The sequence below is a fragment of the Sphingopyxis terrae subsp. terrae NBRC 15098 genome (assembly GCF_001610975.1).
GTDB classification, from domain to species: Bacteria; Pseudomonadota; Alphaproteobacteria; order Sphingomonadales; family Sphingomonadaceae; genus Sphingopyxis; species Sphingopyxis terrae_A.
The window spans coordinates 1,004,993-1,026,500 of sequence record NZ_CP013342.1 but is presented as its reverse complement, the minus strand read 5'-3'; the positions used below and the strand labels follow the sequence as shown (position 1 = coordinate 1,026,500).

The 21,508-nt window shown below is 66.4% G+C and carries 19 protein-coding genes; 12 read left to right on the top strand and 7 right to left on the bottom strand.

Annotated elements, in window-relative coordinates; translation table 11 throughout:
* Positions 1-3 precede the first annotated feature (3 nt).
* From AOA14_RS04980 to AOA14_RS04955, 6 genes are all read left to right on the top strand, one after another.
* Positions 4-1,392, top strand: a complete 1,389-nt coding sequence (locus AOA14_RS04980; protein WP_062901008.1) for a DUF389 domain-containing protein — start codon at positions 4-6, stop codon at positions 1,390-1,392.
* Positions 1,393-1,459: 67 nt separating this feature from the next.
* Complete coding sequence (locus AOA14_RS04975) at positions 1,460-2,452, top strand: cupin-like domain-containing protein (protein ID WP_062901007.1); 993 nt, start codon at positions 1,460-1,462, stop codon at positions 2,450-2,452.
* Positions 2,453-2,492: 40 nt separating this feature from the next.
* Entirely contained in the window at positions 2,493-3,422 is a 930-nt protein-coding gene (locus AOA14_RS04970) for an energy transducer TonB (protein ID WP_202988395.1), read from the top strand.
* Between the two features lie 12 nt (positions 3,423-3,434).
* Complete coding sequence (locus AOA14_RS04965) at positions 3,435-4,214, top strand: enoyl-CoA hydratase (RefSeq protein ID WP_202988394.1); 780 nt, start codon at positions 3,435-3,437, stop codon at positions 4,212-4,214.
* Between the two features lie 69 nt (positions 4,215-4,283).
* Complete coding sequence (locus AOA14_RS04960; protein ID WP_062901005.1) at positions 4,284-5,615, top strand: phosphotransferase family protein; 1,332 nt, start codon at positions 4,284-4,286, stop codon at positions 5,613-5,615.
* 19 nt (positions 5,616-5,634) lie between these two features.
* Complete coding sequence (locus AOA14_RS04955) at positions 5,635-6,930, top strand: acyl-CoA dehydrogenase family protein (RefSeq protein ID WP_062901004.1); 1,296 nt, start codon at positions 5,635-5,637, stop codon at positions 6,928-6,930.
* Between the two features lie 28 nt (positions 6,931-6,958).
* On the opposite strand, the gene AOA14_RS04950 is transcribed toward AOA14_RS04955, so the two are convergent.
* Both AOA14_RS04950 and AOA14_RS04945 read right to left on the bottom strand, forming a co-directional pair.
* Positions 6,959-7,270, bottom strand: a complete 312-nt coding sequence (locus AOA14_RS04950; RefSeq protein WP_062901003.1) for an alkylphosphonate utilization protein — start codon at positions 7,268-7,270, stop codon at positions 6,959-6,961.
* A 17-nt stretch (positions 7,271-7,287) separates the two neighbouring features.
* The gene (locus AOA14_RS04945) at positions 7,288-8,052 is read right to left on the bottom strand and encodes a class I SAM-dependent methyltransferase (RefSeq protein ID WP_062901002.1); all 765 of its coding nucleotides are present in this window, start codon (positions 8,050-8,052) and stop codon (positions 7,288-7,290) included.
* A gap of 123 nt (positions 8,053-8,175) precedes the next feature.
* Here AOA14_RS04945 and AOA14_RS04940 point away from each other — a divergent pair, with 123 nt between their 5' ends.
* Genes AOA14_RS04940 through AOA14_RS04930 form a run of 3 tightly spaced genes read left to right on the top strand, consistent with a single transcriptional unit; the run spans position 8,176 to position 12,375 of the window.
* Positions 8,176-9,924 (top strand): N-acyl-D-amino-acid deacylase family protein, encoded by a 1,749-nt coding sequence (locus AOA14_RS04940; RefSeq protein ID WP_062901001.1) that lies wholly within the window; start codon positions 8,176-8,178, stop codon positions 9,922-9,924.
* The gene (locus tag AOA14_RS04935; protein ID WP_062903012.1) at positions 9,924-10,931 is read left to right on the top strand and encodes a zinc-dependent alcohol dehydrogenase family protein; all 1,008 of its coding nucleotides are present in this window, start codon (positions 9,924-9,926) and stop codon (positions 10,929-10,931) included. Before AOA14_RS04940 ends, AOA14_RS04935 begins: the two co-directional genes overlap by 1 nt.
* Positions 10,932-10,950: 19 nt before the next feature.
* Positions 10,951-12,375: an amidase gene (locus tag AOA14_RS04930; RefSeq protein ID WP_062901000.1), complete on the top strand. Its 1,425-nt coding sequence runs from the start codon at positions 10,951-10,953 to the stop codon at positions 12,373-12,375.
* A gap of 9 nt (positions 12,376-12,384) precedes the next feature.
* Here AOA14_RS04930 and AOA14_RS04925 read toward each other — a convergent pair whose 3' ends face one another.
* From AOA14_RS04925 to nhaA, 4 genes are all read right to left on the bottom strand, one after another.
* Positions 12,385-13,512, bottom strand: coding sequence for an aminotransferase class V-fold PLP-dependent enzyme (locus tag AOA14_RS04925; RefSeq protein WP_062900999.1), 1,128 nt, complete (start codon positions 13,510-13,512; stop codon positions 12,385-12,387).
* Complete coding sequence (locus AOA14_RS04920) at positions 13,509-14,279, bottom strand: tryptophan 2,3-dioxygenase family protein (protein ID WP_062764145.1); 771 nt, start codon at positions 14,277-14,279, stop codon at positions 13,509-13,511. The genes AOA14_RS04925 and AOA14_RS04920 overlap by 4 nt, the downstream gene beginning before the upstream one ends.
* A 138-nt stretch (positions 14,280-14,417) precedes the next feature.
* On the bottom strand, positions 14,418-15,860 hold the full coding sequence (locus AOA14_RS04915) for a hypothetical protein (RefSeq protein WP_238929730.1): 1,443 nt from the start codon (positions 15,858-15,860) through the stop codon (positions 14,418-14,420).
* 44 nt (positions 15,861-15,904) lie between these two features.
* The gene (gene nhaA / locus AOA14_RS04910) at positions 15,905-17,191 is read right to left on the bottom strand and encodes a Na+/H+ antiporter NhaA (RefSeq protein WP_082819826.1); all 1,287 of its coding nucleotides are present in this window, start codon (positions 17,189-17,191) and stop codon (positions 15,905-15,907) included.
* A gap of 422 nt (positions 17,192-17,613) precedes the next feature.
* On the opposite strand from nhaA, the gene AOA14_RS04905 reads away from it, so the two are divergent.
* The 3 genes from AOA14_RS04905 to AOA14_RS04895 all read left to right on the top strand — a co-directional run bounded on the left by AOA14_RS04905 (position 17,614) and on the right by AOA14_RS04895 (position 21,073).
* Positions 17,614-18,522 carry a sulfite exporter TauE/SafE family protein gene (locus tag AOA14_RS04905; protein ID WP_003042748.1) on the top strand — a complete coding sequence of 303 codons (909 nt, stop codon included), beginning with the start codon at positions 17,614-17,616 and terminating at the stop codon, positions 18,520-18,522.
* Positions 18,519-19,289 carry a TIGR02186 family protein gene (locus tag AOA14_RS04900; protein ID WP_082819825.1) on the top strand — a complete coding sequence of 257 codons (771 nt, stop codon included), beginning with the start codon at positions 18,519-18,521 and terminating at the stop codon, positions 19,287-19,289. Before AOA14_RS04905 ends, AOA14_RS04900 begins: the two co-directional genes overlap by 4 nt.
* Before the next feature lie 71 nt (positions 19,290-19,360).
* A complete protein-coding gene (locus tag AOA14_RS04895; RefSeq protein WP_186401633.1) occupies positions 19,361-21,073 on the top strand; it encodes an ATP-binding protein in 1,713 nt (570 codons plus the stop codon).
* A 36-nt stretch (positions 21,074-21,109) separates the two neighbouring features.
* Here the strand turns inward: AOA14_RS04895 and AOA14_RS04890 are convergent, their stop codons facing one another.
* Positions 21,110-21,499, bottom strand: a complete 390-nt coding sequence (locus AOA14_RS04890) for a VOC family protein (RefSeq protein ID WP_062900997.1) — start codon at positions 21,497-21,499, stop codon at positions 21,110-21,112.
* Between the last annotated feature and the right edge of the window lie 9 nt (positions 21,500-21,508).

Sequence of the window (21,508 nt, the reverse complement as noted above, 5' to 3'; positions counted from 1 at the left end):
CATATGGCCGGCAATCATCCCGGAGTTCCCGGACTGGGCGACGCGCCGTTCAACGCCGGCGGTCGCCGGTCCGCGCGGCCGGGGCCGGGACGCGAAATCGACGATGATGACCGCGCGGGCGACGACGAGGAAGCCGTTCACGGCCGCGCGCTGATTCTGGCCAGCATCGCGCGCGACGCGCGGCTCAACCAGAAATTCCTGTTGCTGATCACGCTGTCGGCGGCGATCGCCACGCTCGGCCTGCTTCAAGGATCTGCGGCAGTGGTGATCGGCGCGATGCTGGTATCGCCGCTGCTCGGCCCGATCATGGGCGTCGGCTTTGGCCTCGCGACGCTCGAATCCAATCTCATCAAGCGTTCGCTCGTCACCATGGCGGCGGGGATGGCGGTCGCGGTGCTCGTCGCGATGCTGATCATCTGGCTGTCGCCGATCAAGGACGTCACCCCCGAACTGCGCGCGCGGACGCAGCCGACGCTGCTCGACCTCGGTGTAGCGGTCGTGGGCGGCATTGCCGGCGTCTATGCGATCCTACGCAAGCTGTCGGGCGTCATGGTCGGCGTCGCGATCGCGACCGCACTGGTGCCGCCGCTGTCGACGATCGGTTTTGGCCTGGCCACCGGCCGCCCCGACTTCGCCCTCGGTTCGGCGCTGCTCTTCCTGACCAACACGCTTGCCATCGCCTTTGCTGCGACGATCGTCGCACGGGTCAACAAATTCGGCCCCTCGCTGACCCCGCAGCATACAGCGATGCAGATAACCGGAATCATCGTCACGCTGGGAGTGCTGTCGATCCCGCTGGCGCTGTCGCTCAACAATATCGCGCGCGAGATCCGCGCACGCTCGGCGGTCCAGTCCGAACTCAATCGCCTCCTCGGTGACGGCGACCGCATCGACAGCCTGAATGTGCGCACCGAGGGCGAGGAGGTGGCGGTCGACGGCGTCGTCCTCGTCGATCAATATTCGGCGCAGCTCAATGATCAGCTCGCCACCAAGGTGCGCGGCGATCTCGACCGCGACGTCAGCGTCAACCTCGTCCAGCTCAAGCAGCAGACCAACGCCGCGGTGCAGTTCGAGGAGCGGCTGAACCAGCGGCTCGCCACGCTCGAACAGCGTGACGCCGACAGCATGGGGATCATCGCCGGGCTGACCATTGGCGAACTCATCCCGCGCGCGCGGGTGCTGGTCGATGCGCAGGCGCGCCGCGTCGTCGTCCAGCGCGACCGCGAGGGCGAAGGCGAACAGGTCGCCGCGGCGATCGACCGCATCATGGCCGACATCCAGGGCCGCTACCCGCAATGGCTGATCGAAAACGGCAGCTTCACCCCCGCCGAACCGCCGAAGGAGCCGGCGGACGGCGCGACCGGGGAAGAGCCTGCGGCGGCGCGCCGGTAAACCCGGCGTCTTGATACCGACGCATTCGCAATCATAGGGTGGGCGCTGCCCCCCTTGGAGTCGTTCGATGCCCCAAGCCGACAAGCGCCTTATCCTCGCCGACGGGCTGGCCGCGGGCGACGATGATGCGGCGCTGCATGCGCGGCTGATCGCCGCGGGCATGTCGGCGGCTTCGGCGAAATATGAGGTCGAGCGGCTGGCCAAAGACCCGATGGCGCTTGCGTTGCGGCGGCAGGCGTCGCGCAGCGCCAAGCAGCAATGGCTCTTCGCCAATCAGGCGCGGCTTGCGCGCGAGAGCGAAGGCGGCTTCGTGCTCGATACCGCCGATCGCATCGCGACCGCAGACTTTTATCGCGGCTATTATGACGCCAACCGTCCGGTGAAGCTGGCCGGCCTCGTCGATCATTGGCCCGCCCTGTCGCGCTGGTCGCTCGATCATTTTGCGGCGGTCGCGGGCGGCGCGGCCGTCGAAGCCCAGGTGGGGCGCGACGGCGACCCCGATTATGAACTCGCCAAGGACGCCCATCGGCGGATGCTGCGGTTCGGCGAGCTGATCGACTGGCTGCGGGGGGACGAGGCAAGCAACGATATTTATCTCACCGCCTATAACAGCGGCACCAACGCGGCGGCGCTCGCGGCGCTGTGGGACGATCTGGCGCCGATCGACCTCCTGGAGCCGCGCGACGGCCGCGACGGCTTTTTCTGGCTCGGTCCCAAAGGGACACTGACGCCCTGGCACCATGATCTGACGAACAATCTGCTCGTACAGGTCATGGGCCGCAAGCGAGTCCGCATGGCGCCGCCCTGGGCCTTTGCGCGGATGCGCAACAGCCGCCATTGCTTTTCCGACTGGGGCAACGAAGCGCTGCCGGCGGGCGATGGCACCGCCGAAACGCCGCCGGTTCTCGAATGCGTGATCGGGCCGGGCGAGGCGATCTTCCTGCCCGTCGGCTGGTGGCATCAGGTCGAGGCGCTCGACCTGTCGGCGAGCATGAGCTTCACCAGCTTCCGCCGTGCCAACGCGCATGTCGACGATTATGCGTCGTGGGGTGCGCTCTGAAAGACTTGCCTTGGCCAGCTTCTTCGCCGACATTCCGGCCATGGAGAGAGTGACTTACCGCAGTTCGTCCGTCGTCGCCGTCGCGATGCTTTCGCTGCTGACGGCTCCAAACGCAGGCGCCAAGCCGAAAGAGCCGATGCATCTTCAGCCCAGTTCGAAGTGGCTTCTGAATTATGCGGACGACAGTTGCCGCCTGGCGCGACAGTTCGGCGAGGGCGACGACAAGGTGATGCTGGTCATGGACCGCTTCGAACCCGGCGACGGGATGCGGATGAGCGTTTTCGGCAAACCGGCGCGTACGAGCCGGATGGACGGCGATGCGAAAATTCGCTTCGGCCCGGACCAGGCGGAGCAGGCGATCGAATTCTACCCGGGCAAGGGCGATGGCAAGACCCCGGCCCTCGTGCTGCGCAGCGAAGTGAGGATTGCACCGCGCAGCGAAGCCGAAAGCGCAGCTCATGACGCCGCGCACGACGCGGGCGATTTCAGCTTCCGCTGGTCGACGGTTACGCCTGCCGAAGAAGCCGCGGTCACATGGATTGAAGTGGGCGTCCCAGCCGGTCGGAACTTCGTCCTGGAGACGGGGTCGATGGGCAACGCCTTTGCGGCGCTGAGCAAATGCACCGACGAACTGCTCGACCATTGGGGCGTTGACGTCGCGCGGCATGCAACGATGACGCGTCCGGTCACCCCGAAGAGCGATCCCGGCAAATGGATCCGGTCGGGTGAATATCCCAAGGAGATGCTTTGGCAGGGACAGCGCGCGCTGGTGCAGTTCCGGCTCGATGTCGATGCGTCCGGAAACCCCACCGCATGTCACATCCAGCAAACGACGCGCGCCAAAGAATTCGACGACGCGGTTTGCAAATCGATCATGCGCCGTGCCGAATTCCTTCCCGCGCTCGACGCCGAAGGCAAGCCGATGGCATCCTATTGGCTCAACAGCGTCAATTTCCATGTGGGATTGTAAAGGGGCTTCCTCATGTCGCTGATCCGCCTCGAATGCCAGGATGCCGTCGCCACGGTGATCCTGAACCGCCCCGAGGCGATGAATGCGCTCTCGCGAGCGCTGCGCGCCGAGCTTGCGGCGGTGATGCGGCAGCTTGCCGCCGACGACAGCGTGCGCGCGATCGTGCTGACGGGGGCGGGCGAGCGCGCCTTCACCGCCGGGCTCGACCTCAAGGAACTGGGGGCCGACACCAGCAATCTGGGCGCGGCCAATGCCACCGACGCCGACGACAATCCGGTCAAGGCGATCGAGCTCTGCCCGCAGCCGGTGATCGGCGCGATCAACGGCGTCGCGATCACCGGCGGGTTCGAGCTTGCGCTCGCCTGCGACATATTGATCGCATCGACGGCAGCGCGCTTCGCCGACACACATGCGCGCGTCGGCGTCATGCCCGGCTGGGGCCTGTCGCAGAAATTGTCGCGGCTGATCGGTATCGGCCGCGCCAAGGAATTGTCGCTGACCGGCAATTTCCTGGGCGCCGAGGCGGCGCGCGACTGGGGCCTCGTCAATCGCGTCGTTACCCCAGAAGAGCTGGTCCCCGCGGCGCAGGCGCTCGCGCGCGATATCGCCAGCGCCGATCCGGCGATGGTGCGAAGCTACAAGCGGCTGATCGACGATGGCTATGCGCTGCCCTTCGGTGATGCGATGGCGCTTGAACATGCGCGGTCGTCGGCGGCGAACCGCGCCGTTCGCGCCGAAGAGGTCGAGGCGCGGCGGATGGCGGTGATCCAGCGGGGGCGCGCGAACATCTGACGCGCCGCCGCGCCCACCTGTCACGATTACGGGCTTGCGGAGCCCGAAAATACTTAGCAAGGGGAAGTAATGTCCGATCTGTCGACCTTGCTGCCTCCCTTCATGATGCGCGTTGCCGGTACCGGCGACCTGTCGAACCTGACCCGCCTTTCGGGCGGCGCCAATATGGAAAGCTGGGCGTTCGACTGGGGCGGCGGCGCCTATGTGCTGCGCCGTGCGCCCTCGGCCGAATATATGGAAGGGCGGCCTTATGGCCATCCGGTCGAGGCCGCGCTGGTCCGGGCGGCGCACGCTGGCGGGGTCAAGGCGCCCGAGGTGATCGGGGTGCTGTCCGATGCCGACGGCATGGGGACGGGCTATGTCATGCGGCGCGTCATCGCCGAAGTCAGCCCGGCGAAGATATTGGCCGCGCCGCCGCCGTCGCTCGTCGCCGACCTGGGGCGCGAACTGGCGTTGATCCACGCGCTGCCCCGCGCCGCGATCCCGGCCGAAATTCCGGTGATGGATACCGCCGCAGCGCTCGCGGAGCTCAAGGCGCGCTTCCTTTCCTATGGCGGCGACCGGCCGGCCATCGCGCTCGCGGTCAAATGGTGCGAGGATCATCTGCCCGAACCCGCCGACCCGGTGCTCGTCCATGGCGACTATCGCATGGGCAATGTCATGGTCGACGCGGATGGTCTTGCCGCTGTGCTCGACTGGGAACTCGCGCATCTCGGCGACGCGCATGAGGATCTGGCCTTCGGCTGCATGACCGTGTGGCGCTTCGGCATGCTCGACAAGCCGGCGTTCGGGGTCGGCAGCCTCGACGATTATTTTGCCGCCTATGAAGCCGCGGGTGGGCGCCCGGTCGACCGCGACCGCTTCAAATATTGGCTCGTCTATCGCACCCTGTGGTGGGCGCTTGGCTGTTTGCAGATGGGGCAGGCGTGGCGGAGCGGCGCCGATACGACGGTCGAACGCGTGGTCGTGGGGCGGCGCACTGCCGAACAGGAACTCGACATCATCCGGCTGCTCGAAGGTGGGGCGCCTGCGGCCGAGCGCGGGGCGCCGCTGCCGCCTTCGCCCGCCGCCGCGGCGGCGCCGGTCGGCGAACCGACGACGCAGGAAATGGTGCAGGCGGTGCGCGATTGGCTGGGGGAGGCGATCAAGCCCCAGGCCGAGGGGCACGGCAAATTTCAGGTCGCGGTCGCGATGAACGCGCTTGGCATCGTGATGCGCGATCTTGGCGCGGGCATCCGTGCCGAGGACAAGGCGCTGGCCGGGGACATACTGGCCGGGCGGGTGACGCTTGCCGAACCCGGCCTGCTCGCGCGCCTGCGCCGCGCCGTGCTCGACAAATGCGCGGTCGACAGTCCCAAATATGCGGCGCTCGCCGCGGCGCGGGCCGCCTGGAACGGATAGAGACAAGGGGAGAGAAACGATGGATTTTGCGGTTCCGGCCGATTTGCAGGCCTATCTCGACGAACTCGACGCCTTCATCGCGGCGGAGATCAAGCCGCTTGAGGATGCGGACGACAATATCCGCTTCTTCGACCATCGCCGCGAACATGCGCGCACCGACTGGGACAATCAGGGATTGCCGCGCCACGAGTGGGAAGAGCTGCTGAAGCAGGCGACCCGCAAAGCCGATGCCGCGGGCCACTGGCGCTTTTCGGCGCCGAAGAAATATGGCGGCAAGGACGGATCGAACCTGTGGATGGCGGTGATCCGCGAGCATTTTGCCGCCAAGGGTCTCGGTCTCCACAATGATCTGCAGAACGAACACAGCATCGTCGGCAATTTCCCCTTCGTCGAGATGTTCGAACAATTTGGCACCAGCGACGAGCAGAAGCAGGAATTCATCCTCGGCGGCTTCGAAGGCAAGCGCCGCACCGCCTTTGGCCTCACCGAACCCGATCACGGCAGCGACGCGACGCATATGGAAACGCGCGCGGTGCGCGAAACCCGCGACGGGGTCGAAGGCTGGCTGATCAACGGCGAGAAGATGTGGACGACGGGGATGCATGTCGCGACCCATTGCGCGACCTTCTGCCGCACCAGCGGCAATGACGGCGATGCCAGGGGGATCACCTGCCTGCTCGTCCCCAACCCGTCGCCGGGCCTCGTGATCGAGGAATATCTTTGGACCTTCAACATGCCCACCGATCACCCGCGTGTCAGCTTTACCGACGTATGGGTGCCGGACAGCGCGCGGCTCGGCCCGGTCGACGGCGGCCTGTCGATCGCGCAGAGTTTCGTCCACCAGAACCGCATCCGTCAGGCGGCCTCATCGCTCGGCGCGGCGGTTTACTGCATCGAGGAAAGCGTGCGCTATGCGCGCGAGCGCAAGCCTTTTGGCGAGGCGCTGGCGAAGAATCAGGCGATCCAGTTTCCGCTCGTCGAGCTGGCGACGCAGGCCGAAATGCTGCGCCTCCTCATCCGCAAGACGGCATGGGAAATGGACAATATGCCGCACAAGGAGGTCGAGCGCAGCCTCTCCGACAAGGTGAGCATGTGCAATTACTGGGCGAACCGCCTCGTATGTCAGGCGGCCGATCGCGCGATGCAGGTGCATGGCGGCATCGGCTATTCGCGCCACAAGCCGTTCGAGCATATCTATCGCCACCACCGCCGCTACCGGATCACCGAAGGGGCGGAAGAGATTCAGATGCGCAAGGTCGCGGCCTATCTATTTGGCTATCTCGGCCCGCGCAGGGAGACGCTGGGGAAGATTTGAGGTCGCCAATCGGAAGGCTGAGCGGGCTTCACCGCTTCCGCACGAACTCCGTTCGCAGCACCAGGCCCCTGATCCCTTCGTAGCGGCAGTCGATCTCGTCGGGATCGGCGGTCAGCCGGATCGACTTGATGACGGTGCCGACCTTCAGCGTCTGGCCCGCGCCCTTCACCGGCAGATCCTTGATGAGGACGACCGAGTCGCCGTCGCTCAGCACATTGCCGACCGCGTCCTTCACTTGCGGAAGCGCATTGGCCGCCGCCGCCCGCTCGCGCGCTTCGCTCGCGGGCAGCCATTCGCCGCTCGCCTCGTCATAGACATAGTCGTCGTCGTTGCTGCTCATCGGGGCGCTCTATCCATCTATTCCGGCTTGCGAAAGCGCAGCGTGAACTGATCGGTCTTGCCGCGAATGGCAGGGTCGAAGACATTGGCGGTGCGCGGGTCTTCGGGGCGCTTGTAAAGGTCGCTCTCGGCCTCAAGCATAAAGCCCGCCTTGGTCAGCGCCGCGACGACCGCGGCCTTGTCGATGCGGTGCAGGCTGTCCGACAGCGTCGTGCCGCTGCCGTCCGCCGCGCTGTGATCGACCACCACCAGCGTGCCGCCGGGCTTGAGCGCGGCGAAGAGTGCGGCGCTGGCCTTGTCGCCCGTCCCTTCGGGGAAGGGCTTCAAATAGAGATCGTGAAAATTCTGCACCGTCACGATCGCGTCGAGCGGCACCGGAAAAGCCGGAGCGGCGAAGGCGCCCCCGACCGCATCGACATTGGCATAGGCCGCCGCGACCGCACTCTGGTCGTCGCCATATTGCTTGCGAAAGGCGATGAACTCGGCGGGCTGAAAAGCATAGACATGCCCCGCGGCGCCGACGGCTCCCGACAGGATGCGCGTCAGATAGCCGCCGCCCATCACATAATCGCCGACGCTCTGGCCCGGTTCGATGCCGGCGAAGGCGAGCAATTCGGCGGGCTTGCGGGCGGCGTCGCGGTCGCGGTCGGCGGCCGGGCGTGCCGGATCGGCAAGCGCTGCAGCATAATCGGCGGCGGGCGCGTCGGCGGCGATGGCGGGAACGGCAGCTGCGGCAAGAGCAAGCGCCGCGGCGGCGGCGACAAGGGTAAAGGGACGGATCATGGCATCGACTCCCGTTGGTTTGTCGCACGGCTATAGCCGTTCGCCGCACACCGTGCGCGCTTATTTGCACTGTCCTGAATTGATGATAGGTTTCGCACTGAAACCAAATAACGGGAGAGCGAGATGTACGATCTGGTGATTCGCGGCGGCACCGTCGTCGATGGCACGGGCGGTCCGTCGATGGTGGCCGATGTGGCGGTCGAGGGCGCCCGCATCGTTGCGGTCGGCACCGACCTCGGCGCAGGGCGCGAGGAAATTGACGCGCGCGGCAAGATCGTCACACCCGGCTTCGTCGATGTTCACACTCATTATGACGGTCAGGCGACGTGGGACCAGGAAATGGCGCCGTCGAGCTGGCACGGCGTCACCACCGTCGTCATGGGCAATTGCGGCGTCGGCTTTGCGCCCGCCCGGCCCGACCGCCACGACTGGCTGATCGGCCTGATGGAAGGTGTCGAGGATATTCCCGGTACCGCGCTCGCAGAAGGGATGAGCTGGGAGTGGGAAACCTTCCCCGAATATATGGATGCGCTCGAAAAGCTGCCGCGCACCATCGATGTCGCCTGTCATGTCCCGCACGGCGCGGTGCGGGCCTATGTGCTGGGCGACCGCGAACAGCCGGGCGCGGTGCCGACGGCCGAGGACATCGCCGAAATGTCGCGCATCGTCGAAGAGGGGGTGCGCGCCGGTGCGCTCGGCTTTTCGACGAGCCGCACCGTCATCCACAAATCGGTCGACGGTGAAGTCGTCCCCGGCACGACCGCGACCGCCGAGGAACTGATCGAGATCGGCCGTGCGATGGGCCGCGTCGGTTACGGCGTGTTCGAAATGGCGAGCGACCTCAACCGCGAATGGAACGAGTTCGACTGGATGGGCAAGCTGAGCCGCGAAACCGGCCTGCCTGTGACCTTTGCGGCGCTCCAGTCGATCGCCAAGGAATTGCCGCTCGACGAACAGATCGAAACGATGCGCGCCGAAAATGCGAAGGGCGCCAATATCGTCGCGCAGATCGCGCTGCGCGGCAACGGCATCATCATGGCGTGGCGCGGCACCGTCCATCCCTTCCGCTTCCGCCCGTCATGGCGCGCCATCGAAGGCCTGTCGTGGGAGGAGCAAAAGGCGAAGCTGCTCGACCCCGCGTTCAAGGCGCAGCTCCTTTCCGAAGACAATGACTTCAGCGAAGCGCCGCAGGACATCATGGGGCTGTTGATGGTCGTTGCCGGCGGCTGGACGATGCAGTTCGAGATGGACGATGATTTCGACTATGAACCCGGCGCCGATGCCAGCATCGCGGCGCGCGCCGCGGCGGCGGGTGTCGATCCGGCCGAATATGCCTATGATCTGCTGTGCCGCGACGGTGCGACCGGTTTCGCCTATCTGCCGATCCTCAACTATGCCGACGGCAATCTCGACTTCCTCGAGGCGCTGCAGGACAGCGATGATACGGTGAACAGCCTGTCGGACGGCGGCGCGCATTGCGGTACGATCTGCGACGCCGCATCGCCCACCTTCATGCTTCAGCATTGGGTGCGCGATCGCAAGCGCGGCGGGCGCGTGCCGCTGGAACGCGCGATCAAGCGCCAGTGCCGCGACACGGCGCTGCTCTATGGGCTCGAAGACCGCGGACTGGTGGCGCCGGGCTATCTCGCCGATCTCAATGTCATCGATATGGAAGCGATCAAGCTCGGCAAGCCTTGGCTCGCTTTCGATCTGCCCGCGGGCGGCAAGCGTCTGCTGCAAAAGGCCGACGGCTATGTCGCGACGGTCAAGTCGGGCGTCATCACCTTCAGGGGAGGCGAAGCGCAGGGCGTTTATCCGGGCGGCGTGATCCGCGGTCCGCAGCGCGTCGAGCTCGCGATGGCGGCGGAATGATGCGGGCCGTCCGGCTTCGCGCTCCCGCTTCGCTCGACAATCTGACGCTCACCGATCTCGCCGATCCCGGGCAACCGGGGCCGGGGGAGATCCGGGTGCGGCTGGCGGCGTCGTCGCTCAACTTCCACGACTATGCGGTGGTGGCGGGCATGATCCCCGCTGCCGACGGGCGTATCCCGATGTCCGACGGTGCCGGCGTGGTGGAAGCGGTGGGCGAGGGGGTGACGCAGTTCGCGGTGGGCGATCCGGTCGTCTCGATCTTCTTTCCCGACTGGATCGACGGCGCGCCGCCGACGAGTGCTTTCACGCGGGTGCCGGGCGACGGCATCGACGGCTATGCGCGCGAGGTCGTCGTGACGCCCGATCATTGGTTCACGCGCGTCCCGGCGGGCTATTCGGCAGCGGAGGCCGCTACGCTGACCTGCGCCGGGCTGACCGCCTGGCGCGCACTGTTCGTTGATGACGCGATCCGGCCGGGTTCGACCGTGCTGGTGCAGGGATCGGGCGGGGTGTCGATCTTTGCGTTGCAGTTCGCCAAGGCCGCAGGCGCGCGGGTGATCGCGACCAGCTCGTCCGACGACAAGCTCGCAAGGCTCAAGGATCTCGGTGCCGACGAGCTGATCAATTACAAGGCGGTTCCCGCCTGGGGCGCAAAAGCGATGGAACTGACCGGCGGGCGCGGGGTCGATTGCGTCGTCGAGATCGGGGGTGCCGGTACGCTCGACCAGTCGATGATCGCGACGCGCGTCGGCGGCCATGTCGCGCTGATCGGCGTGCTCGCTGGCTTTGCCGGGCCGGTGCAGACCGCGCTGCTGATGGCGAAAAATCTGCGCGTTCAGGGATTGACCGTGGGGAGCCGCCAGCAGCAGCTCGACATGATCGCCGGGATCGAGGCGAATGCGATCCGGCCGGTGATCAGCGATCATTTCCCCCTCGAAGGCCTTGCCGATGCGTTCCGCCATCAGGCGGCGAACAAGCATTTCGGCAAGATCGTCGTCGACATCTGATACGAAAAAGGACCGGCCTGTGGGATTTGCCGAATATGAAAGCTATGACGCGCTCGGCCTTGCCGACCTCGTCGCAAAGGGCGCGGTATCGCCGCTCGAGCTGGTCGATAGCGCGATCGAACGGATCGAGGCGCTCAACCCCCGCCTGAACGCGGTGATCTTCACCGATTATGATGGCGCCCGGGCGCGCGCGAAGGCACCGCTTCCCGACGGGCCGTTCCGGGGCGTTCCCTTCCTGCTCAAGGACATATTGGGCGATCTCGCCGGGTGGCCGACGCGCAACGGATCGCGCATCTCGCCGCCCGTTCCGATGCCCTTTACCGCGACGTTGGTGCAGCGCTTCCTCGCGGGCGGACTGATCCCGATCGGCAAGACCAATGTGCCCGAATTCGGCGTCGTCGCGACGACCGAGAGCAAGCTGTACGGGCCCGCCTGCAACCCCTGGAACCCGGCGCATTCAACCGGCGGCTCGTCGGGCGGATCGGGCGCGGCGGTGGCGAGCGGCATGGTGCCCGTCGCGCACGCCAACGACGGCGGCGGATCGATCCGCATCCCTGCAAGCTGCAACGGCCTGGTCGGGCTGAAGCCGACGCGCGGGCGCAACCCCTTGGGGCCGCTGCTCGGCGACGTCATGGGCGGCCTCGCCGCCGAACATATCGTCAGCCGCAGCGTGCGCGACACCGCGGCGATGCTCGATGTTACCGCGGGCGCCGAGCCCGGCGATCCCTATGCGGCGCCGCCCGCTCCGCCGAGCTGGCGCCGGGCCGCCGAGGCGCCATGCCCCAAACTGCGCATTGCGTTTGCGCGCGCTGCGCCGGGTGGGCGGGCGCTCGATCCCCAGGCGGTCGCCGCGGCCGAACATGCGGCAAAATTGTGCGAGGGCCTGGGTCATCATGTCGAGGAAGCATCGCCCCCGGTCGACAATGATGCGATGGTCCCGGCCTTCATGGCGATCTGGTCGAGCGGCGCGGCGATGCAGATCGACGGCATCGCGATGATGACCGGGCAGACCCCCGGTCCCGACAATCTGGAGGGACTGACGCGCGGCCTTTACGCGATGGGCAAGGCAATCAGCGCGCCGCAACTGTGGGGCGCGATCTTCCAGCTGCAGCAGATGGCGCGCGCGGTCGCGGCGTGGCACGCCGACCATGACGTCTGGCTGACCCCGACGCTCGGGGCCCCGCCGCCGCGCAACGGCAGTTTTCCGCTCGACAGCGAAGACGTAGCCGCCGGTTTTGGCGCGATGACCGACTATGTACCCTTCACCGCGATCCAGAATGCGACGGGGCAGCCCGCGATCAACGTCCCCCTGTGGTGGACGCCCGAGGGACTGCCGATGGGAACGCAGTTCGTCGGTCGTTTCGGCGAAGAGGCGCTGCTGCTCCAGCTCGCGGCGCAGCTCGAAGAGGCACAGCCCTGGTTCGGCCGGCGACCGGCGCTCTAGGGGCGATCCTCAGACGAGCGCGCGAACGGCCGCTTCGGCGTCGTCGGCACCATTATAAGCGTGAAACGACAGCCGGACGGTGGTGCCGCGGAAGTCGGCGCTGATTGCATTCGCGGTGAGCGCCGCGGCGACGCGCGGCTGGTCGGTGCCGGTGTCGATGCACAGCGTCCCGCCGATGTCGCCTTTGGGCCAGCACCACTGCGGGGTCGAGGGTTCAAGCGCGGCGCGGAGGATCGTCTGGAGCGCGCGATTATGCGCGCGGACCCGCTCGACGCCGATCGCGGCGATGGCTTCGATGCCCGCGGTCGACAGGACGAAGGGGGCGACATCGGGGGTGCCTCCCCACCAGCGGCGCGCGTCGGGGGCATAGCGGAAGCTTTCGATATCCATCTCGAACGGATTGTCGTGGCTCCACCAGCCGCGCTCCATCGGATCGAGCGCGGTGCGGTCGTGCGGCGCGACCCACAGCCACGCGGCGCCCGGTCCGCCGCACAGCCATTTGACGCTGGTGCCGATCACCGCATCGACGCCCCATAGGGCGGGCGCGACGGGAACAACGCCGACCGATTGCGCGCAATCGGCGATGCAGCGTGCGCCCGCGGCGTGCGCGGCCGCGGCGACGGCGGCGATGTCGGTCAGCGCGCCGCTGTTCGAGCTGACGTGCATGGCAACGACCAGCGCGACATCGTCGTCCAGCGCCGACGCCCACTGCGCCGGATCGCGCACATCGGCGGCGGCAGGCAGATAGCGCGTCGTCCACCCCGCGGCGGCGAGCCCGCTTGCGACATAGCCGATCGTCGGAAAGGCGCTCGGCGCGAGCAGGATGGTGCGCCGCGTCGTCGCGGTGCCCAGCGCCGAAAGGTAGCGAGACAGCGCTGCGCTGACATTGGTGGCGGGGCACAGATCGCGCGCTTCGACGCCGATCAGCTTCGCCAGCGCGGCGCGCCAGCCGTCGATCGCCTCCAGCCAGTGCGGCCAGGCTTCGCCCGTCTCGCGCCACGGCGTCAGCATCCGGTCGCGCAGCAGCGCCTCGGCGCTGCGCGGCTGGCAACCGACGCTGTGGCTTTTGAGATAGACCGCGCCGGGCGGCAGGAAAAAGCGCCCGGCCACCGCGGCCGGCAGCAGTGCGCCGCTCACAGGCCGCTGCCGTGCCCGGCCGGCGCATTGCCGCTGATGCTGTCGCGCTTGACGCCATATTCGGCGCCCCAGCGGTCGGTCATCGCGGCGCGAATGTCCCACAGTTCGGGGAAGAAGCGATGCCGTGCGCCGGCATTGAGCAGTTCGACCGGACGCCCTTTGAGCGACTTCGATCCCATGCCGATCGACCGGTGGATGAGATAGATGTGATGGGCGCGAAAGATCTGGAACAGCTCGTCGAATTCGATTAGCGCCTCGGCAACCATATAGGCCTCGTCGTGCCGGTAGCCGGTGTCATAGACGTCGGCGACGCTGCGCCCGGCAGGATCGAGATAGGCCGATTTGTAGCGCGCCCACAGCGGCTGCGGCAGGGTGAGCAGCAGCTGGAAGCCGGGGCTTTCCTGCCCCGACCCGTTGCCGAGCTGAAGCCGGATCGCCTGATAGTCGAACGGACTCATCGTCTCCAAGAGCGCCAGCTGATCGGTCATCAGCCGCATGATCCGGTTGACGCGGTCGAAGAGCGACAGGACGCGCATCGTCTCGCCCGCCGCCATATGACCGTCGATTTCGGCGAGGGTGAAGGCCATCAGCTTCATCCACAATTCCTCGACCTGATGGACGATCTGGAACTGCAATTCGTCGGGGGTGCAAAGCTCGGCGAGCGGCTTCTGGCAATCGAGCAGACGGTCGACCGCCAGATAGACGCCATAATCCTTCATGACAGGCGCTTCGATGCGCTGGTGAATATCCTGTTTGTCGAGGTGCATGGGAAATCCTTGCGATTGATGGAACCGAAAGGGCGCGCCGCTTGGGTGCGCCGACGGATCAATCGCGCGGGGCCACTCCCGCGGGCGGACGCCGCGGCGATCCCGCCTGGCCGAGCCAGAGGAGGGCGACCGCGGGGGTCATTGCGCGGCAAGATCCGCGGGCAGGGTGGGTTCGCCGAGAAGCCCCAGGAAGCGGCGCCACATCATGTCCCGGGACGGCCCGCCGCGTTCGACATAGTCGCGCACCATCGCTTCGCCGAGCCCGTAGTTGATGACGTAACTGCGATATTTTTCGGTGAAATCGGTCATCTGCTCGGCGCGCGGTCGCGACACGAGCCCATATTTCTGGGTCAGCGCCACCGCCGTCGGCCGGTCGATCGCGCCGTCGAGATATTGCTGGGCAATCGTCAGCCGGGCGCCCGACAGCGCTTTCATCGCATCGAGAAGCTGCCAATAGCGTTCGCCAGCGGGCGGTTCGATGCCCGCCAGCGGCATGATCGTGCCGCGCTCGACGGCGATGCGTTCGTCCCCCGGAAAGGCAAGGTCGATGCCGTAATTGGCACTCCCTTCGGCAAGGAAGCTTTGCGGGCTGTAGAGCGGATAGACGCTATATTCGATCCAGTTGCGGTCGCGGACCAGCTTCGCTTCGATTTGCAGATTGAACAGATGGTGGCCCGGATAGCCTTCGTGGCAGCCGAGATCGAGCGCGCGCGACAGGCGGATCGGCAGGTCGGTGTTGACCTGGATGATGCTGCGATAGCCGCCCATGTAGAAATTATAGCCGCTCCAGCTCTTTCCAGTGACGAACTGCAGGTCGAAATTCTCGCCCTCGGGCATCGCCACCTGCGCGGCGGTGCGCGCGCGGCACTGGGCGATCCCTGCGTCGAAGGTCGGCTTCAGCCGGGCGGCGGGAATGGTGAAGCGGTTGAAATAGGCATCGACGCGATCGGCCAATTCGCCGTCGCCGGGGACGAGCTGCGCGATCGCGGCCAGCGCGGCGTCATAAGCGGACAGCGGTTCGAGCTTCGGGCGCACGCCGAAAAGCCGCTCGGCCTCGTCGGCAAAGGCCAGCCGCTTGCCCTGCAACATTTCGCTGCGCGTCTCGGCAGCGAGCAGCATCGCCTTCAGCGCGCGCAAGCGCCGTTGATCGGCGGCGGCGGTCAGGTGCGGCGTAACGTCGTCGAGCGATGCCGAGAGCTGGCGCGCGGCTTCGCCCAACATCGCAAGGCTGCGCGGATCGGTCACGGCCGCCGCCATCAGCGCCTTCGGTCCGTAATAGGCGTCGATATCGCTCTTGTTATGCGTACCCAGTTCGAGAACCAGCCCGACATAATCATGCGCGACGCTGTCGAGCGTGTGGCGAGCGACCGCGGCCACGGCGGGATCGAGCGCGGCGTCTGCTCCGGCGGGCGCCGGCATCGGCGGCGGCAGCACCGTCTGCGGCAGGATGGTGACGGCCATTGCCGGCTCCGCGGGCGCCTGTTCGGTTGGCGCGTCCTTTGCAGCGCGTTCGGCCGCCTTGCGCTGCGCCACCACCCGTCGCATCTCGGGGTCGAGCGCATAGCATCCCGACAGGGTCATGCCTGCAAGGACCGCAAGGGCCAGAACTGCGCTGCGGCGGGGCATCAGCCAGCCGTCGCGGGCCGCACTTCGGAGGTGTCGCTGACATCGCCGTCGCGGGCGATTTCCGCGTCCGAACTCGTCTCGATCCCCGAATGGTCGGGATGGAGCGGGGCGAAGCGCAGCACGGCAAAACCGGTCAGCGCGGCGACGAGCGATCCCATCAGGATACCGATCTTGGCCTCCTCGATCAGCAGCGCGTTGCCCGGGAAAGCAAGGCCGCCGATGAACAGGCTCATCGTGAAGCCGATCCCGCACAGCACCGACACGCCATAGATCTGCAGCCAGGTCGCACCGCGCAGCTTGCCCGCGATCCCCAGCTTTACGGCCAGCCAGACGCTGCCGAAAATGCCGACCTGCTTGCCGAAGAACAGCCCGGCCGCGATGCCGAGCGGCAGCGGGGCGAAAATCTGGTCGACCCCCAGTCCGCGCACGTCGACACCGGCATTGGCGAAGCCGAACAGCGGCACGATCGCAAAAGCGACCCACGGGTGCAGACCATGTTCGAGGCGGTGAAGCGGCGAGGTTTCGCTGTCGGGCGCACCCGGCGTGCGTTCGAAGGGGATCGCCATCGCCGCGAGGACGCCGGCGATCGTCGCATGAATGCCCGAGAGCAGCATTGCGTACCAGAGCAGCGCAAAGAGCAGCAGATAGACAGCGAGATGCTTCACTCCGGCGCGGTTGACCGCGAACATCACGCCGAGCAGCAGCGCCGCAGCGCCGAGCGCCAGCATGTTGATTTCGGCCGTATAGAAAAGCGCGATGATCGCGACCGCACCCATGTCATCGACGATCGCGACGGTCACCAGAAACAGCTTGAGCGACGTCGGCGCGCGCTTGCCGAGCAGCGCGAGCACGCCGATCGCAAAGGCGATGTCGGTCGCAGCGGGAATCGCCCAGCCTTGCGCAAGGCCCGCCGTGCCCCCCGCAAGCAGTATGTAGATGACCGCAGGAACCGCCATGCCCGCTGCAGCGGCGATCATCGGCAGCCGCCGCCGGTCCCAGCTCGCAAGGCGTCCGTCAACGAACTCGCGCTTGATCTCGAGCCCGACGAGCAGGAAGAAGATCGCCATCAGCCCATCGTTCACCCACAGGTGAACGGTCATCGGACCCAGCTTGTCGGTCAGCGTCGGCCCCGTCACCGCATGGATTGCGTGGTGATAATCGGCGCCCAGCGCTGAATTGGCGATAATCATTGCCAAAGCGGCCGCGAAAATCAGCAACATCCCGCCGGCGCTCTCGCTTTCAAGAAAGTCGCGGAGAGCCGAGCGTGGCGACGAACTGCGGGTCACGAAATTACACCTCTTTTTGTCTGGGGGCCATTTGGTGGACGTCGTAGCGCGCTCGAACGGCCGCGTCACGCTTTACAAACCGATTGTGCCGATCAGCCATTACCATATGGGACGCCAAGACGTCACGAACAGGGGCGGGGCAGGCGGGTGGAAGCGGTGACCGCATGGCTGGGCTGTCTGGTACAGGGCGCCGGCCATGATTTTGCTACCTTCACCGCCGCCCGGGGCGCGGCGGCGTTGCCCATTTCAGGCCTTGGAACAGGGCGTCCGGGGACCGGCGTCTGCCGCCAGCACAGGCCGCATAGGGGATTCGCCCCTTGCGCGCTTCTCCCGCTAGTCAGGTGGTTCCACCTGCGCTGAAAAGCCTCTAGGGTCGCCGGAATCGGTGCTGGTTTTGCGCCGCTGACGTGCATACGGGGCCCATGGATCTTTACCTTCCTGTCGCCAATCTGTCGGTCAACGCGCTGGTCATCGTGCTGTTGGGCGGCGGGGTCGGCTTTCTGTCGGGCATGTTCGGCGTCGGCGGCGGCTTTCTGACGACGCCGCTGCTGATCTTCTATGGGATCCCGCCCACGGTCGCTGCGGCTTCGGCCGCGACGCAGGTGACGGGGGCCAGCGTCTCGGGCGCACTCGCCCATTTCGAGCGCGGCGGAGTCGATTTGCGGATGGGCGCGGTGCTGATCGCCGGGGGGCTGCTCGGATCGCTGATCGGCGCCGGATTGTTCGAACTGCTCACCGCATGGGGGCAGATCGATACGACGATCAACATCCTCTATGTTGTGCTGCTGGGATCGGTCGGCGGGTTGATGGCGCGCGAAGCATGGGGCGCGCTGCGCGCGCTGCAGGCCGGGCTTCCGGCGCCGGCGCGCAAGCGCCGCCACCATCCGATGGTCGCGAACCTGCCGATGCGCTGGCGCTTCTATCGCTCGGGCCTCTATATTTCGCCACTCGCGCCGCTAATCCTCGGGGCGCTCGTCGGCATATTGACGATGCTGCTCGGCGTCGGCGGCGGTTTCATCATGGTCCCGGCGATGATCTTCCTGCTCGGCATGGGAGCGCAGGTGGTCGTCGGCACCTCGCTGTTCCAGATCCTGTTTGTCACCATCGCGACGACGATGGTCCATGCGATGACGACGGGCGCGGTCGATATCGTCCTTGCCGGCCTGCTGCTGCTCGGCAGCGTGACGGGCGCACAGATCGGTGCGCGTTTCGCGCAAAAGGTCCGCCCCGAATATCTGCGCATGGCGCTGGCGATCATCGTGCTGCTCGTCGCACTGCGCATGGCGGTCGGCCTCTTCATCCGTCCCGACGAAATCTACACCGTCCAGTGACGCGGATCGGCGCCTCGATCGCAGCGCTGCTGCTGTTGCTGCTGCCCGCCGCGGCGCAGGCGGTCGATCCGCGCCTGGTGCCCGACGTGTCGAGCCGCTCGATCGAAATCCAGTACAGCTTCACCGGCGAGGAATTGCTGCTGTTCGGCGCCATTCTCTATCCCGGTCAGCGCCTGCCCGACGACCGCGCCGATATCGTCGTCGTTCTGAAGGGCCCGGTGCGGCCGGTGGTGCTGCGCGAAAAGCAGCGCATCGCGGGCATGTGGGTCAACGCCAGCAGCATCCGGCTGCGCACCTCACCCGGTTTCTACGCGATCGGGTCGTCGCGCCCGGTCGACAAGCTGGTCGACGAACGCACCGCGGCGATCTTCGAGCTTGGCCTTAAAAATCTGTCGATGTCGCCGACAGGCTTTTCGGAGGCGAAGAAACTCGAGCGATTCGAGGCGGGGCTGGTCGATCTTTATCGCCGCATGGGGCTCTTCTACGAAAACCCTTCGTCGGTCGAGATTACCGAAGGCGTGTTGTATCGGGCGCGAATCCCCGTGCCGGCGCGCGTTCCCGTGGGCACCTACCGCGCCGAAACCTATCTGATCAGCAAGGGACGCGTGCTGGCGGTCGCCTCGCGCGACGTCCAGATCCGCAAGGCGGGCTTCGAACGCTTCGTCGCGCTCGCGGCGCAGCGGCACGGGTTCCTGTACGGCCTTGCCGCGGTCGCGCTGTCGCTGCTGCTCGGCTATGCCGCATCGGCGCTTTTCCGCCGCCGCTGATCTATCATAAGCGCTTTGTTTACCCTCGCCTGCGATAGTCGACGCGGGACAAACATAAGGCGGGGCTGAATATGGATATGCATGGGGGCGGTTTTGGTACCGGCGACGCGACGGCTGCGCAGCATGTCAGGCTGGCGGGCGGCGGAACGGCGGCGCCGATTGCGGCGGTGCAGGCGCACCACCGCGACGACCTTCTAATCGGCGAAGTGATCGACATTGCCGGCTCGGCCTCGCGCATCCTGCTCGATGCTTCGGCGTTGCAGGGCTTGTCGACATCCAACGACCCTTCGGTCGCGATGGCGGGCCAGGTGGGCGCGCAGGTCAAGGTCCGCGTCGGCAATGTCTGGCTGCTCGCCAGCGTGCGCGACCAGCAGCTCTACGAGCGCGGCGAGGGGCTGATCGTTGCGGCGATCGATTTCCTTGGCGAAGGCGAAGAAGAAAAGCTGACCGGCCGCATCCACAATTTCCGCCGCGGCGTGACGCGCTATCCGATTCCGGGTAGCCAAGTCTATGCCGCGACCAGCGCCGACCTCAAGCAGATCTACGCCGCCGACGAGCGGGCGCATGTCGAGATCGGGACCGTCTATCCGACGCGCGACATTCGTGGTTCGCTGTATGTCGACGCGATGCTCGGCAAGCATTTCGCGCTGCTTGGATCGACGGGTACGGGTAAGTCGACGAGCGCCGCGCTGATCCTGCACAAGATCTGCGAGCTGGCGCCGCAAGGCCATATCGTGATGATCGACCCCCACGGCGAATATTCGGCGGCGTTCAAGGGCACCGGCGCGTTGTTCGACGTCGATAACCTCGCGATGCCCTATTGGCTGATGAACTTCGAGGAACATTGCGAGGTTTTCGTCACCAGCGAGGGGCGCGACCGCCAGGGCGATTGCGACGTGCTCGCCAAATGTCTGCTCCAGGCGCGGCTCAAGAACCGTCTGGCCGAGGGCATGACCAAGATCACGGTCGATTCGCCGATCCCCTATCTGCTGTCGGATCTGCTCAACATCCTGCAGAACGAGATGGGCAAGCTCGACAAGGCCACTTCGTCGGCGCCCTTCATGCGCATCAAGGGCAAGATCGAGGAAATGCGCGCCGACCCGCGCTATAATTTCATGTTCTCCGGCATGCTCGTCGCCGACACGATGGCAAACTTCCTCGGCAAGATCTTCCGCCTGCCGTCGGACGGCCGGCCGATCTCGATTATCGACGTGTCGGGGGTGCCGTCGGACATCACGGGTGTCGTCGTCGCGGTGCTGTCGCGCCTGACCTTCGACTATGCGATCTGGTCGCGCGGCGAGCCACAGCGCCCGATCCTGCTCGTCTGCGAAGAAGCCCACCGCTACATCCCGTCGAAGGATAGCGGGCAGGGGCAGGCGGTGCGCAAGATCCTCGAACGCATCGCCAAGGAAGGCCGTAAATACGGCGTGTCGCTGGGGCTCATCACCCAGCGCCCGTCCGACCTTGCCGAAGGCGTGCTGTCGCAGTGCGGCACGATCATCTCGATGCGCCTCAACAACGAACGCGACCAGCATTTCGTCAAGGCGGCGATGCCAGAGGGCGCGCGCGGCTTCATCGATTCGATCCCGGCGCTGCGCAACCGCGAATGCATCATCTGCGGCGAGGGCGTGTCGATCCCGATTCGCGTTCACCTCGACACGCTTGAGGAAGACAAGCGCCCCGCGTCGAGCGATCCGCTCTTCTCGCAGCTTTGGCGCGAAACCGGCGGCGAGCCCGAAATATTGGAGCGCGTCGTCAAGCGCTGGCGCAGCCAGGGCAGGTAAGGCTTCCGTCGTCCCGGCTTTCGCCGGGACGGCGATCTAGCCCGCTTGCGCCGGCTCCCACAATTCGATCGGATTGCCTTCGGGGTCGTGGACGCGCGCGAAGCGGCCGACTGACGGATCGTCCCACTCCTTCTTGGTGATCACCTCCTCGCCGGCGGCGCGGAACGGCGCGAGCACCGCGTCGAGATCGTCGACGCGCAGGTTGATCATGAACTGGCGGTCGGCCGGGAAATAGTCGGTGTCGGCCTTGAAAGGCGAAAAGACCAGCGGTCCGCCGGTCACCGTCCACACCCATTGATTGGCCGGCGCGCTGTCGTCGGCGCTGCATCCGCCGCCGACGCCGAGACGGTCGCGATACCAGTCGCTGAGCGCGGCAGGATCGCGCGCGCGGAAGAACAGGCCGCCGATGCCTTTGACATGCCCCATGGAAACGCC